We start from the raw sequence: 12962 nt of genomic DNA on the forward strand, positions 1-12962 counted from the left end.
CGCAGCCTTACCGGCGGACGCCGTTGACGACTATGCCCGGCTGGGCAGGGTCAGCATGCAGGTCTGGCCGATATCGAGGGTCCGCAGCATGCGTCCCATGCCGACCCACAATGCGCACGACATGGCGAGGTCGGCGAGCAGCTCTTCGGAGAAGTGCTCGTTGCATCGGCTCCAAAAGTCTTCGTCATCGCGCAACTTCGTGTGTTCGGTGCCGAATCGGTGGGCAAATTCGGCTGCCAGCCGTTCCTGCTCGCTGAACCCCGGCCAGGTGCGCCAATCCAGCGCGTGCTGGTAAAGCTCTTCGTCGACACCGGCAGCCGGCCCGTCGGCGTCGCGGGTGTTCATGCACACGGTGCATTCGTTGTCGTGGGCGATCACGGCGCGGGCGATTTCGCGGGTGCGCATCGGCAGCCGATTCTTGGTGTAGACCGCCTGGCTGAAGTTGGCGATCGCGCCGCCGAGGTCCGGGGACTTGGTAGCCCAGCTGTAGATATCGTCGTCAGCGAACGTTCCGATTCGGCTCATGGCGTGATGGTACGCCCGCGCCCTCCGTTTACTAACGCCTATCGCCGACGCCGGCCTCCAGCTGACCGGTGCTGGGCACGTCGTCGTGCCAATCGCGTTGGGCCAGAACGCGGTGAGCGATGCGCTGTAGCGCGATTTCGACTTCGTGGCGGTCCGGACGGCCCTGATAGCTGGGCGAGCGGGACAGTTTGTCGACGATCCAGGCCAGCAGCAATGAATAGACGTAGTCGACCTGTTGGGTTCCGGCCGTGGTCAGCCACATCTGATCGCCGTTGCGCTGTGCGTAGCCGCCGGACACCAGACCGTCGAACGTGGGCTCTAGAACCTCGAACGGGACCCGCATGGATTCGCCGATATCGCTGAGACGGGCCGTCCCGTACATCTGCCCGAAGCGGTAGATCCGCATCACGCCCCACAATCCGGCCACGTCGAGGCGACAGTCCGGCCGCATCGCGATGCTGCGCAACCGGACGCCCGGGTCGCCCCGCAGCATGCGCGCAATTGCGTTCTCCAGCAGCCGTTCCGGAGTATCGGTGCTAGGCATCCCGAATCCGTCGCCCAGATCGACTGCGCTGTTGTGGATGTCGCGCAGCGGGATCTCACGCAGGAACAGTGCGAGGACAAAGCCGAGCAGTGCGACGGGCGCCGCCCAGAAGAACACCTCGCTCAGCGACTCCGAATAGGCCGCCACGATGGGAGCGGCTACGTTAGGTGGCTGGCGATGCAGGGCTCCCGGTGAGCTGACCGCTTCGGGCGGTGCGCCGCTGGCCGCCAGGGCCGCACCCATCCGGCTTTTGAGAAAGTTGGAAAACAACGAACCGAAAATCGCGGCGCCGAACGAACTGCCGATGGTGCGAAAGAACGTCACGCCGGAGGTGGCGACACCGAGATCCTCGAAATTCGAGGTGTTCTGCACGATCAGAACCAGCACCTGCATGGACAATCCGATGCCGGCACCCAGGATGACCAGGTCGAGGGACTGAATCAGTGCCGAGGTGGACGGTGTCATCCGCGACATCAGCAGAAACGCCAGCGCCATCAGCGCGGTGCCGGTGACCGGAAAGACCTTGTAGCGTCCGGTTTTGCCGACCAGGGTGCCGCTGCCCGTCGAGGTGACCAGCATCCCGAGCACCATCGGCAGGGTGCGCAACCCCGACGTCGTCGCGGACACACCATTGACGTACTGCATATAGGTGGGCAGAAACGTCATCGCGCCCAACATCGCGAAGCCGACTACGAACGACAACACGCAACACACCGTGAACACCGGGCTGGCGAACAGCCGGGTCGGCAGGATCGGCTGCGGGACATGACTTTCGACCCAGACAAACGCGGCCAGCGCTGCCGCGGCGCCGACGAACAACCCGATGATCGTCCCCGAATCCCACGGGTAGAGGGTGCCGCCCCAGCTGGTCGCCAGCGTCAAGCCGGCGGCGCCCACACCGACCAACACGATTCCGGCGTAGTCGATAGCGGGCTTGGTGGATGAGGCCAGCGCCGGAATGGCCGCAGCGGCAACAAAGATCACCAGCACCGAGATCGGCACGTTCACCCAAAACGCCCACCGCCAGGTCAGGTAGTCGGTGAAGTAACCCCCCAAAAGCGGCTCGACGACCGTCGTGACACCGAAGACCGCACCCAGGATGCCCTGGTAACGACCGCGTTCGCGGAGCGGGACAACCTCACCGATCAACGCGCTGGCCGTGACGGTGATCCCGCCGCCGCCGATTCCCTGCAAGGCCCGCGCTGCCACCAGCATGCCCATCGACTGGGCCAGCCCGCAGGACACCGACCCGATCACGAAGAACACGATGGCCGCCTGGAATACGCGCTTGCGGCCGAACAGGTCACCGAGTTTTCCGACCAGCGCGGTGACGATCGTCGACGCCAGCAGGTAACTGGTGACAACCCAGGACTGATGTCCGGCGTCGCCCAGGTCGGCAACGATGGTCGGCAACGCGGTCGCGACGATGGTCTGATCCAGCGCCGCGAGCAGCATGCCGAGCACGATCGCAACGAAGATCAGGTTTCGCCGTTGCGGGGTGATGAGCGCGCCGCTGGTTGCGGGATCCACTGCAGGGTTGGCCTGGGTTGACGCGGTGGATGCTGCTCTCGGGCTCGTCATGCCTGCCTTCCCGTCGGCGTTCGATGCTAACGGGTGCCCAGGGCTAACCCGCGGCAATCTCGCCGCGGGTTAGTTGCCGCGAGCCGGGATTACGCGATTGAGCCCGGCGGCCGGGAAACGCACTGCGCCAAGTACAGCGGCTCGCCCAGCTTCTCCATCAGCTGGAGCTGAGTCTCCAGATAGTCGACGTGGTTTTCCTCGTCGGCGATGATCTTCTCGAGAAGGAAGGCGCTGGTGCTGTCCTCTTTCTCTCGGCACATGATCACGCCCGGCTTGAGCCGGCTCAACACCTCGTACTCAATCGTCAGGTCGGCCTCGAACTGCTCGCGCAGTGTCTGGCCGATACGCAACGAGAAGAGGCGCTGGTAGTTCGGCAGTCCATCCAGCAGCAGAATGCGGTCGGTGATGGCCTCGGCGTGGCGCATCTCGTCGAAGGACTCTGCACGGGTGTGCCCGGCTATCTCGGTAAAGCCCCAGTTCTCCTGCATTTTGGAATGCAAAAAGTACTGGTTGATCGCGGTCAGCTCACTTGTCAATTGCTCGTTGAGCAGACGCAGAACGTCCGGATCCCCTTGCATGATCACTCCTCAGGTGTCGGGGCTGTCGTGGGATGGGCGCGGCAGGTGGGCTGGGCTGGAGCTCACCGTGCCGGCCTGAGCAGCACTTTGCCACGCAAATTTGAATTGTTCCAGCAAGGTATGGCTGCGCTCACTAGCTGAAATAGTGTTACTGTGCAAGGTTAGGTTCGTCTAACCTACTTAGGTTAGACTCTCTTAAGATGATGCTCGTCCGGGTGACCGCTGGTGTATGGGAGGTGCGCTGATGTACGTGTGCCTGTGCGTCGGCGTCACCAATCACACCGTGGCCGAATGCGTGGCCCGGGGCGCAGCCACCTCCAAGGAGGTGGCTGCGGCGTGTGGTGCCGGCGGTGACTGCGGTCGGTGCCGGCGCACCTTGCGGGCGATTATCGAGGCGTCCAAGCAAGCCGATGCCGAGCTCGAGCCCGCGGTGTCGCTCTAGCGGCGAACGATCGCGCCACGTTTCGTCAATTGCTTTTGCGCTCAGTGCCTTAACTGTTTTTTCGATCCGCGAAGTCGGCCAGCGCCGCGGCGTTGGCCGAGGTGCCCATCAGCTCGGCAAAGTGTGCGTTTTCCCGCGCGGTGGCGGCCAAGATTTCCGGCCGAATCGGTTCGATCATCGTGTGTTTGACCGCCATTAGGCTCGAAACCGGCCGGGCGGCAAGGATCTCGGCATGCCGACGAGTTTCGGGCAGCAGCGCCTCTGGATCGCAGACCCGCCAGACCAAGCCCATTCGCAAGGCCTCTTGCGCGTCAACCCATTCCGAGGACATCAACAGCCACGCGGCATTCTGCCGCCCCACCAGTTGCGGCAGCAGATAGGACGAGGCCGCCTCGGGGGCCACGCCCAGGCTGGTGAAAGGACACTTCAGCCGGGCCGTCGACGACATGAACGCCAGATCGGCGTAGCCCAGGATGGTGGCGCCGATGCCGACCCCGACGCCGTTCACGGCGCAAATCAGCGGCTTGGGGAACGCGCTCAGCGCGTCGATCATGCCGGGGAATCCGTGTTTGCCAGCAGTGAAGTCGGGGTCGGTGATGCGTGCCTGCATCTCGGCGAGATCGGTGCCGGCGGAAAAGCCGCGTCCGGTCCCGGTCAGCACCACGACCCCGATCTCCGGGTCGTCGGCGGCGGCCAACAGCGCCTCGGCGGTGGCGTCGTAAAGCGCTTCGTTGAACGCGTTAAGCGCCTCGGGCCGGTTCAGCGTCAGGGTGCGTACCCGGTTGGTGTCATCGATCAGCAGCGTCACCGCTGCAGCCTAACCTCGCGCCGGGGCCTGCCTGAGCTCACCCGTTGCTATAGACGCGGGTTGGCGGAATCAGCACCACGGCGCGCCGTTCCTTGGCCATCACCCGGTCGTATTCGTCCCAGTCGTCGTGGGTTCCGCCGGCGGCGGTGAAGACCTCGCGAAGCAGCAGCCGCAACTGCTCTGCGTCGGCAAGCCACGGCTGCGTGTCGTCGGGGCCGGCAAGTTCCGCGCGTCCCTCGACGGTCGCCCACTGCCAGCCATTGCGGAACGTGACGGCCAGTTGCGGACGCTCCCGGAGATTGGCGAGTTTGACTTTGCCGTAGGTGGTGAAACCGAGGACGGCTTCACCGGTTTGCGGGTGGGGTAACTCACCGACGTTGACCAACGACGCTTGCACGGTTCCGTCGGCGCGCACCGTCGAGATCACCGCCAGCCCGCTTTCGCCCGCCGCCAGTGCCACAGCGTCGTTGAGTGTGGTCATCTCGTTCCCCTTACGTATGAAACGGCGTCCTGAACACGTAGCGGCTCGTTGCCGCCGAGTCGATGTTCTCGTTGGCGCCGAACGCAGTAGTGCTGGCGACCATCCGGCCCAGGCGGTCCTTCAGGTCGTCATCGTCGGCGGCACCGAAAAATGCGTGCAGATCGGCTATCGCCTCCGCGGGGAACAACTCCTCGACGATGCCCGAGATTCCCGCGGCGTCCGGAGTCAGTGCCCGCACCACCCAGTTCTGGGTGTAGCCGAACGTCGACTGGGTTTCGATCGCGACGGATGTCTGGTGTAGCTGCCATCGGTCCAGCCAGAACGCCTCCTCCATCTCGGCCGGCCGACGCAGCAATACGACGTTCGCGAAACCGATTGTGCGACGGCCGGGTTCGACATCTGGACCGGGTAGCGGGGTCGATTCGGTGACCAGGTAGGCATCGAGTTGCTCGCATTCCGCGGCGAGCAGCTTCAGCGCGGCGGTCGTCTGTGCGCCGTAGCACTGCTGGGTCCACATGCTCACCACGGCTGCGACGGGCGGGTCCAGCACCGTCATCGTCATCAGCGAGTTGCGCACTGCGTCGTCCCGGACGTTGACTGCCAACCCCGGCAGGCCGAGGTCTAACAGTGCGTCCGCGACCGGACCCCGTTGGCGGGCACACCATTCGTCGTTCGAGTCGGCACGCCTGAGCACCGCGATCACCTTTTCCATACGTGGAACCTACAGCCGGCGCCGCCGAGCTATGGGACGACCGAACGGCGAATGCAGTAGTGCTTCGTTGACGCGCAAAAAATGCAGTAGTCCGTCCCGGAACGTTCCGTTGTCGTTTTGGTAAACGATGGTCGACGAACGCGTTGGCACGTGATGACGAGAGCTAGAGGCCATAGATTTCGGGTTGCTGCCCCCAGAGGTCAACTCGGGGTTGATGTATGCCGGCCCGGGATCGGGGCCGCTGTTGGCCGCGGCGGCGGCCTGGGATGCGGTGGCCGCCGAGCTGGAATCGGCTGCCGCGGGATACTCCTCGTCGGCGTCGGGGCTGACCGGGCTGTTCTGGTTCGGCCCGTCGTCGCTGGCGATGTCGGGCGCGGCGGCAGCGTATGTGGCGTGGTTGCAGGCCGCCGCGGCTCAGGCCGGGGTCACGGCCGCGCAGGCGTATGCGGCCGCCGCGGCCTATGAGGCGGCGTTCGCGATGACGGTGCCGCCGCCGGTGATCGGGGCGAATCGGGCGCTGTTGATGGCGTTGGTCGCGACGAATTTCTTCGGGCAAAACACCGCGGCGATCGCGGCGACCGAAGCCGAATACGCGCAGATGTGGGTCCAGGACGCGGCCGCGATGTACACCTACGCCGCCGATTCGGCGACCGCGAGCACGCTGCAGTCGTTTGATGAGCCGCCGCAGACCACCAGCCCGAATGGGCAAACTGACCAGGCCAACTCGGTGGCCCAAACCACGGCCAACACCACCAGCGCCCGCACCCAATCCCTGACCCAGATGATCCAGCGCCTCGCCACGCAGCAGTCCAACCTCGTCGACCCGCCGCTGCCCCCCGGCAGCACCGCCAACATCGCACTCGGCGGCGCCACCATCGACCCCGGTGTGACCTTCACCGTCACCCCCGGGAACCCCGTCACCGCCAGCCCTGGCGCCGCGTTCACAGTCGACAGCCTCGCCACCTGGATGTACCAAGGGCAGGTCGTCAGCAGCTTCGGAACTCCGTTGCTCAGGGAGTCCTACGGGATCACGTTGCTGAGTGGCACCTATACCGTGTACCAACCCTGGGTACAAGGCGCTGGGTTCACCATCCCCAGCGGCTCCGTCACCGCCGGCGCCGGTGTCGACGTCACCATCGACGCCAGCACCGGCCTCGTCACCGCCATCAACAGCGGCACTATCACTACCGGCTCCGTGGTCACCCCCGTCGCTCCCGTCGTCGCCAGCTCGTCGAGCGCGTTGGGGGCAGCACCGGCGGCCATGGTCACCAGCGCTCCGGGCCTCGCGGGCACGGCGGGAATCCAACCCCAACTCAATGTCGACGCATTCATGGACGCGCTCGCGGCCGCGGCCGATTAGACGTTATATGACCAGGCGGACCTGTTGTTCACTGCCGATCGACTCCCCGATGATGGAGGCAAGCCGCCGATAGGATTCGTCGCGGCCGCTCGCGGAGCGGAACACCAAGCCGATTCGCCGGCCCGGGCGCGGAGTCGCAAACTCCGCGAGCCCGAGCTGGCTGCGCGCGGCTTCCACCGGCGCGGCGCTCTGCGGGATCAGCGTCACCCCAAGGCCGCCGGTCACGCACTGCACCGCGGTGGCTAGCGACGCGGCCCGGGTATCGGCGAGTTCGGCTTGCACACCGGCCTTTTGACAGACATCGAGGGCCTGATCGCGCAGGCAATGGCCCTCGTCCAGCAGCAGCAGCGGTAGGTCGGCCAATGCCGATACCGGCACCCGGCGTTTGCCGGACAGCGGGTGCCCGGGTGACACCGCGAGCAGGAAATCCTCCTCGTAGATTCCGACCTCGGTGATCCCGCTGGTGCCGTCGGGCAGCGCGATCAATGCCGCGTCCAGCGACCCCTCGCGCAGCGCCGCCAGCAGCCGTTCGGTTTGGTCCTCGATGACCCGAAGCGTCAGTGCGGGCAGCCGACTGGACAACCCGGCCAGCACGGTGGGCAACACATACGGCGCGACGGTGGGGATCATGCCCAGTCGCAGGGTGCCCTGCAGCGGATCCGAGGTGCCGCCCGCCGCGGCGGTAAACGCCTCCGCGGCCTCGACCACGGATTGGGCGAGCGGCAGGAGTTGGATGCCTTCCCGCGTCAAGCGGACACGCCGCGTCGAGCGCTCGACGAGGCGGGTGCCCAGGCCCGTCTCCAGCGCCGCCAGCGATTGCGAGAGCGTCGACTGGCTGACGCCGAGATCCGTTGCGGCACCGCCGAAATGATGTCTTTCGGCTACAGCGGCAAACGCCCGCAGCCCGGCCAGGGTCGGCTGAAAACTCTTATCGGTCATGCCTATAAGTATAGTGCGATATATCACCTTTACTTCAGACATCGCTCCCGGCAATATGGTGACAGATACTTAATTTTGAATTAATCCAGATAAGGAGCGGACATGACACTGCTTACGATCGGCGACCAGTTCCCCGCCTACGAGCTCACCGGGCTGATCGGTGGCGACCTGTCGAAGGTCGACGCTCAGCAGCCCGAGGACTACTTCAAAACCATCTCCAGCGACGACTACGAGGGCAAGTGGCGGATTGTCTTCTTCTGGCCGAAGGACCTCACCTTCGTCTGCCCGACCGAGATCGCCGCATTCGGCAAGCTGAACGACGAGTTCGAGGATCGCGACGCACAGGTGCTCGGCGTTTCGGTTGACAGTGAATTCGTGCACTTCCAGTGGCGTGCCCAGCACGACGACCTCAAGAAGCTGCCGTTCCCGATGCTTTCGGACATCAAGCGCGAACTCGCCTTGGCCACCGGAGTGCTCAACGGCGACGGCGTGGCTGATCGCGTCACCTTCATCGTCGACCCCAACAACGAGGTCCAATTCGTCTCGGCGACCGCAGGATCCGTGGGGCGTAACGTGGACGAGGTGCTGCGGGTCCTGGATGCTCTGCAATCTGACGAGCTGTGTGCCTGCAACTGGCGTAAGGGCGACCCGACCCTGGATGCCGGCGAACTGCTCAAGGCTTCGGCGTAGATCTGGAGGTTGTGATGAGCATCGAGAATCTGAAGGAAGCGCTGCCGGAGTACGCCAAGGACCTCAAGCTCAACCTCGGCTCGATCACCCGTACTACCGTGCTGAACGACGAGCAGTTATGGGGCACCCTGCTGGCCAGTGCCGCGGCAACGCGAAACACCCAGGTGCTAGCCGAGATTGGGTCCGAGGCAGCAGACAATCTGTCTGCAGAGGCGTACCAAGCGGCGCTTGGGGCCGCGTCCATCATGGGCCTGAACAACGTGTTCTACCGTGGCCGCGGGTTCCTGGAGGGCAAGTACGACGACCTGCGCGCCGGATTGCGGATGAACATCATCGGCAACCCGGGCGTGGACAAGGCCAACTTCGAGCTGTGGTCGTTCGCGGTGTCGTCGATCAACGGCTGCTCGCACTGCGTCGTCGCCCACGAGCACACGCTTCGTGAGGCCGGTGTGGATCGCGAAGTGATCTTGGAAGCGCTGAAGGCCGCCGCGATCGTTTCCGGTGTGGGCCAGGCGATCACCACCGCCGAGACACTGGCAAGCGTCGGCTGATCGTCACTTCGTGACGCCGACCTGGGTCTCACATGCGATCTGGTGGCAGGTCTATCCCTTGGGCTTCGTGGGAGCTTTTCCCACACCCGAGGGATCGGCCCCGCCGGGCGCGGGCGAACACCGGTTGCGGCGACTCGCCGAGTGGTTCGATCACGCCATCGAGCTGGGGGCATCCGGAATTGCGCTGGGGCCGATATTCGCCTCGCGCGCACACGGTTACGACACGACCGACCACTACCGAATTGACCCCCGGCTCGGTGACGACGCGGACTTCGACTATCTGATCGCGCAAGCCCGTAGCCGCGGCTTGCGGGTGCTGCTGGACGGCGTGTTCAACCATGTCGGTGTGGACTTCTCGCGATACTCCCGAGCGCCACACGACGACGCGGCGGCACGCTGGTTTCGTGGGCGCCCCGGTCGCTTTCATAACTTCGAGGGGCATTCCGAGCTCATTACCCTCAACCACGACAACCCCGAGGTCGTCGACTACGTCGTCGACGTGATGGCGCACTGGTTGCAGCGGGGCGCGGACGGCTGGCGGCTGGACGCGGCTTATGCTGTACCACAACAATTCTGGGCGAAGGTGTTGCCGAAGGTGCGCGAGCGGCATCCCGACGGCTGGTTCGTCGGCGAACTCATCCATGGCGACTACGCGGCGATCGTCGAGGGAGCCACGTTCGACTCGGCCACGCAGTACGAGTTGTGGAAGGCGATCTGGAGCAGCCTCAACGACGGCAACTTCTTCGAGCTGGACTGGGCCCTGCGGCGGCACAGTGAGTTCTTGGCCAGCTTCGCGCCGCTGACCTTCATCGGTAATCACGACGTCACCCGCATCGCCAGCCAACTGGAAAACGTCGATCATCTGTCGCACGCGCTGGTGCTGCTGTTGACGATCGGCGGTGTGCCGAGCGTGTACGCGGGCGACGAGTTCGGATTTCGCGCTGTCAAAGAGGAGCGCTACGGTGGCGATGACGCGGTGCGCCCGGAGTTCTTCTCTCCCCCAATGCCATTGGATGACTTAGGCGCCGAGATGTGGCGACTGCACCAATTCCTCGTCGGGCTGCGGCGACGGCACCCCTGGCTGCATGCGGCCACCACCACATCGCTACGGCTGGCTAACCAGCACTACGTCTACGAGACGCGCAGCGGCGACGAATCGCTGTTGGTGGCGCTCAACATCGAGGACCAGCCGTTGCGGCTGATGCCCTCGGAGCTGGGTCCGGCGCGTGTCGAGGTGGTCGCCGGCTCCGCTGCCCCACCCAGCGAGATCGTCGATGAGGTGACCGTCGAGGCGCACGGCTGGCGAATCCTGCGCCCCGCTTAGTCGTGCAACTGGGCCAGCGTCAGGGAGTCCTGCTGGCCGCGGTAGTAGTTGTCCAGCAGTGTGGTGAAGTCCTCGCGGTCGTCGGTGGCGAGGGCGAACAGCGTCATCGACGAGTGCAGCTTGAGATCGTCGGGTGAACCGAAAATCTCCGTGCTGGTACGGCCTTGCACCAGGTTGACCAGTTGGGTGCACTCACGCAATCGCGGCCCCAGCAGCTCATGCCCGAGATAGGCGCGGGCCTCCTGCAATGACGAGATGCCGTACCGGACCGCCGTCGGGCTGCGGCCCAAGCCGCGCAACTGCGGGAAGACGAACCACATCCAGTGACCGCGTTTTCGTCCGTCGCGCAACTCTTCGACGACGCTGCGGTAGACGGGAGCCTGGGCGACAACGAAACGTGTCAGATCGAAGGGGTCGTCTGTCGAGTCCATATGACTACGGTGGCATATATGGTGGTCAAACGACGCATGCCCAAGGCCCGCGACATCGCGCCACTGATGCAGTTCAAGCGGCCCCAGTTCGATGCCACCAAGCGCCGGCTCGACGCCGCATTCACGATCGACGACCTGCGACGCATCGCCAAACGACGCACCCCCAGGGCGGCCTTCGACTACACCGACGGTGCGGCCGAGGACGAGCTATCGATCGTGCGCGCCCGACAAGCCTTCCGCGACATCGAGTTTCATCCGACAATCCTGCGCGACGTCAGCAAGGTGACCGCGGGGTGGAACGTGCTGGGACAGCCGGTCGCCCTGCCGTTCGGGATCGCGCCGACCGGATTCACCCGGTTGATGCACACCGAGGGTGAGATCGCCGGCGCGGCGGCGGCGGCCCAGGCCGGCATCCCGTTCTCGCTGTCCACGCTCGGCACCTGCGCGATCGAAGACCTCGTCACCGCCGTCCCGCAGGGCCGCAAATGGTTTCAGCTGTACATGTGGAAGGACCGCGAGCGGTCGATGGCGCTGGTCAAGCGCGCCGCCGCCGCGGGATTCGACACCTTGCTGGCCACCGTCGACGTTCCGGTCTCCGGCGCACGCTTCCGTGATAACCGCAACGGGATGACAATCCCGCCGTCGTTGACGCTGCGCACCGTGCTCGACGCGGTGCCGCACCCGAAATGGTGGTTCGACCTACTGACCACCGAACCGCTGGCATTCGCGTCGCTGGATCGCTGGCCGGGAACCGTCGGCGAATACCTGAGCACGATGTTCGACCCCAGCCTCACCTTCGACGACCTGGCCTGGATCAAGGAGCAATGGCCCGGCAAGCTCGTGGTCAAGGGCATCCAGACGCTCGACGATGCACGTGCGGTGGTCGACCGCGGCGCCGACGGCATCGTGTTGTCCAATCATGGTGGCCGCCAGTTGGATCGGGCCCCGGTGCCATTCCACCTGTTGCCGGCGGTGGCGCGCGAGGTCGGCAAGGACACCGAGATCCTGGTGGACACCGGCATCATGTCGGGTGCCGACATCGTGGCCGCGATCGCGCTGGGGGCGCGGTGCACGCTGGTGGGGCGGGCGTATCTGTACGGACTGATGGCCGGCGGCGAGGCAGGTGTGAACCGCGCCATCGAGATTCTTCAGACCGGGGTGCTGCGCACCATGCGTCTGCTGGGCGTGACCTGCCTCGAGGAGCTGTCACCCGCCCATGTGACGCAGCTACGGCGGCTGGCGCCGGTCGAGTAACCGTGGCAAGCCGGGCCGGCCGAACGTGAAGCTGGCCGCACGCTCGGCGCGGGAATGCGCTCAAGCCGGCCGTTGAACGGCTGCCGGTTCCGGTTGCGGGTCAGCCTGAAACCTGCCAAGGTGGTTACGTGAAATTCGGGTTCGTATGCGGCCGGATGTGCCTCAACTTCGCCGGCACGCTGAAGCACCGCAACACCTCTCGCGACGAGCAGTTGACCGAGCCTGCGGTGCTCTCGGAATGGGCCCGCCAGGCGGGGCTGGTGGACACCGGAATCGAGGTCACCGACGACGATCTCGTCACCGCGATCGAAGTGCGCGAAGCGATCTACCGGACCGCTATCGCGCGGCTGGACGACCGCAAGCCAAGGCCGGCCGACGTAGAACTGCTGAACGCCCAGGCATCGCAACCCCAGCTGACACCACGGCTGCTGCCCGACGGCGGGACGAGCAGCGAGGGCACCGCGTCGCAACTGCTTGCCAGCCTGGCCGCGGATCTGCTCGAGCTGCTCGCCGGGTCCGACATCGACAACGTCAAGCGATGTGACCACCCGAACTGCTCGCTGCTGTACGTCGATTCCTCGCGGGCCAAGAATCGCCACTGGTGCGGCATGGCCACCTGCGGCAACAAAGTGAAGGTTCAGGCATTCCGCGCCCGCCAGCGCGCTTCTGCCAATTGAACTGCCGATTGAGCTAGGTCACACCGCACGCCCGAGATCGGCCGGGAACAAAAGCCATCTGGCAA

Annotated in this window: 15 protein-coding genes; 7 read left to right on the top strand and 8 right to left on the bottom strand. The window is 65.1% G+C overall.

Annotated elements, in window-relative coordinates; genetic code table 11:
* Positions 1-30: 30 nt before the first annotated feature.
* From H7K34_RS04145 to bfr, 3 genes are all read right to left on the bottom strand, one after another.
* Complete coding sequence (locus tag H7K34_RS04145) at positions 31-525, bottom strand: carboxymuconolactone decarboxylase family protein (protein WP_264060223.1); 495 nt, start codon at positions 523-525, stop codon at positions 31-33.
* Positions 526-556: 31 nt separating this feature from the next.
* Positions 557-2650, bottom strand: coding sequence for an MDR family MFS transporter (locus H7K34_RS04150; protein ID WP_264060228.1), 2094 nt, complete (start codon positions 2648-2650; stop codon positions 557-559).
* Positions 2651-2739: 89 nt separating this feature from the next.
* Positions 2740-3228: a bacterioferritin gene (bfr, locus tag H7K34_RS04155; protein WP_264060229.1), complete on the bottom strand. Its 489-nt coding sequence runs from the start codon at positions 3226-3228 to the stop codon at positions 2740-2742.
* Positions 3229-3472: 244 nt separating this feature from the next.
* On the opposite strand from bfr, the gene H7K34_RS04160 reads away from it, so the two are divergent.
* A complete protein-coding gene (locus tag H7K34_RS04160; RefSeq protein ID WP_108924351.1) occupies positions 3473-3670 on the top strand; it encodes a (2Fe-2S)-binding protein in 198 nt (65 codons plus the stop codon).
* A 49-nt stretch (positions 3671-3719) separates the two neighbouring features.
* On the opposite strand, the gene H7K34_RS04165 is transcribed toward H7K34_RS04160, so the two are convergent.
* Genes H7K34_RS04165 through H7K34_RS04175 form a run of 3 tightly spaced genes read right to left on the bottom strand, consistent with a single transcriptional unit; the run spans position 3720 to position 5671 of the window.
* Positions 3720-4478, bottom strand: a complete 759-nt coding sequence (locus H7K34_RS04165) for an enoyl-CoA hydratase/isomerase family protein (protein WP_264060233.1) — start codon at positions 4476-4478, stop codon at positions 3720-3722.
* 37 nt (positions 4479-4515) lie between these two features.
* The gene (locus tag H7K34_RS04170; protein ID WP_264060235.1) at positions 4516-4959 is read right to left on the bottom strand and encodes a PPOX class F420-dependent oxidoreductase; all 444 of its coding nucleotides are present in this window, start codon (positions 4957-4959) and stop codon (positions 4516-4518) included.
* Positions 4960-4969: 10 nt separating this feature from the next.
* Complete coding sequence (locus tag H7K34_RS04175) at positions 4970-5671, bottom strand: hypothetical protein (protein WP_264060237.1); 702 nt, start codon at positions 5669-5671, stop codon at positions 4970-4972.
* A 214-nt stretch (positions 5672-5885) separates the two neighbouring features.
* Between H7K34_RS04175 and H7K34_RS26605 the strand changes: the two genes are divergently transcribed.
* Positions 5886-7031 carry a PPE family protein gene (locus tag H7K34_RS26605; protein WP_276059268.1) on the top strand — a complete coding sequence of 382 codons (1146 nt, stop codon included), beginning with the start codon at positions 5886-5888 and terminating at the stop codon, positions 7029-7031.
* A gap of 3 nt (positions 7032-7034) precedes the next feature.
* Here the strand turns inward: H7K34_RS26605 and H7K34_RS04185 are convergent, their stop codons facing one another.
* Positions 7035-7970 (bottom strand): hydrogen peroxide-inducible genes activator, encoded by a 936-nt coding sequence (locus H7K34_RS04185; RefSeq protein WP_264060239.1) that lies wholly within the window; start codon positions 7968-7970, stop codon positions 7035-7037.
* A 102-nt stretch (positions 7971-8072) separates the two neighbouring features.
* Here H7K34_RS04185 and H7K34_RS04190 point away from each other — a divergent pair, with 102 nt between their 5' ends.
* The 3 genes from H7K34_RS04190 to H7K34_RS04200 are packed head-to-tail and all read left to right on the top strand — an operon-like array spanning position 8073 to position 10535.
* Entirely contained in the window at positions 8073-8660 is a 588-nt protein-coding gene (locus H7K34_RS04190) for a peroxiredoxin (RefSeq protein WP_264060241.1), read from the top strand.
* A gap of 14 nt (positions 8661-8674) precedes the next feature.
* A complete protein-coding gene (locus H7K34_RS04195; RefSeq protein WP_264060243.1) occupies positions 8675-9211 on the top strand; it encodes an alkyl hydroperoxide reductase in 537 nt (178 codons plus the stop codon).
* A gap of 10 nt (positions 9212-9221) precedes the next feature.
* Positions 9222-10535 (top strand): alpha-amylase family protein, encoded by a 1314-nt coding sequence (locus H7K34_RS04200; RefSeq protein ID WP_264060245.1) that lies wholly within the window; start codon positions 9222-9224, stop codon positions 10533-10535.
* On the opposite strand, the gene H7K34_RS04205 is transcribed toward H7K34_RS04200, so the two are convergent.
* Positions 10532-10966 carry a DUF1810 domain-containing protein gene (locus H7K34_RS04205; protein ID WP_264060249.1) on the bottom strand — a complete coding sequence of 145 codons (435 nt, stop codon included), beginning with the start codon at positions 10964-10966 and terminating at the stop codon, positions 10532-10534. The genes H7K34_RS04200 and H7K34_RS04205 overlap by 4 nt on opposite strands.
* Positions 10967-10984: 18 nt before the next feature.
* On the opposite strand from H7K34_RS04205, the gene H7K34_RS04210 reads away from it, so the two are divergent.
* Positions 10985-12220, top strand: a complete 1236-nt coding sequence (locus H7K34_RS04210; RefSeq protein WP_264060256.1) for an alpha-hydroxy acid oxidase — start codon at positions 10985-10987, stop codon at positions 12218-12220.
* A 128-nt stretch (positions 12221-12348) separates the two neighbouring features.
* A complete protein-coding gene (locus H7K34_RS04215; protein WP_264060258.1) occupies positions 12349-12897 on the top strand; it encodes a CGNR zinc finger domain-containing protein in 549 nt (182 codons plus the stop codon).
* The last annotated feature ends 65 nt before the right edge of the window (positions 12898-12962 follow it).

The sequence above is a fragment of the Mycobacterium montefiorense genome, from assembly GCF_025823255.1.
In the GTDB taxonomy this organism is placed as follows: Bacteria; Actinomycetota; Actinomycetes; order Mycobacteriales; family Mycobacteriaceae; genus Mycobacterium; species Mycobacterium montefiorense.

Bases quoted from the DNA above. Each gene is read 5' to 3' on its own strand.
- H7K34_RS04160 (WP_108924351.1), top strand. From the start codon at position 3,473: ATGTACGTGTGCCTGTGCGTCGGCGTCACCAATCACACCGTGGCCGAA.
- H7K34_RS04195 (WP_264060243.1), top strand. From the start codon at position 8,675: ATGAGCATCGAGAATCTGAAGGAAGCGCTGCCGGAGTACGCCAAGGAC.
- H7K34_RS04185 (WP_264060239.1), bottom strand. From the start codon at position 7,970: ATGACCGATAAGAGTTTTCAGCCGACCCTGGCCGGGCTGCGGGCGTTT.
- H7K34_RS04170 (WP_264060235.1), bottom strand. From the start codon at position 4,959: ATGACCACACTCAACGACGCTGTGGCACTGGCGGCGGGCGAAAGCGGG.
- H7K34_RS04150 (WP_264060228.1), bottom strand. From the start codon at position 2,650: ATGACGAGCCCGAGAGCAGCATCCACCGCGTCAACCCAGGCCAACCCT.
- H7K34_RS04175 (WP_264060237.1), bottom strand. From the start codon at position 5,671: ATGGAAAAGGTGATCGCGGTGCTCAGGCGTGCCGACTCGAACGACGAA.
- H7K34_RS04145 (WP_264060223.1), bottom strand. From the start codon at position 525: ATGAGCCGAATCGGAACGTTCGCTGACGACGATATCTACAGCTGGGCT.
- H7K34_RS26605 (WP_276059268.1), top strand. From the start codon at position 5,886: ATGTATGCCGGCCCGGGATCGGGGCCGCTGTTGGCCGCGGCGGCGGCC.
- bfr (WP_264060229.1), bottom strand. From the start codon at position 3,228: ATGCAAGGGGATCCGGACGTTCTGCGTCTGCTCAACGAGCAATTGACA.
- H7K34_RS04210 (WP_264060256.1), top strand. From the start codon at position 10,985: ATGGTGGTCAAACGACGCATGCCCAAGGCCCGCGACATCGCGCCACTG.
- H7K34_RS04190 (WP_264060241.1), top strand. From the start codon at position 8,073: ATGACACTGCTTACGATCGGCGACCAGTTCCCCGCCTACGAGCTCACC.
- H7K34_RS04205 (WP_264060249.1), bottom strand. From the start codon at position 10,966: ATGGACTCGACAGACGACCCCTTCGATCTGACACGTTTCGTTGTCGCC.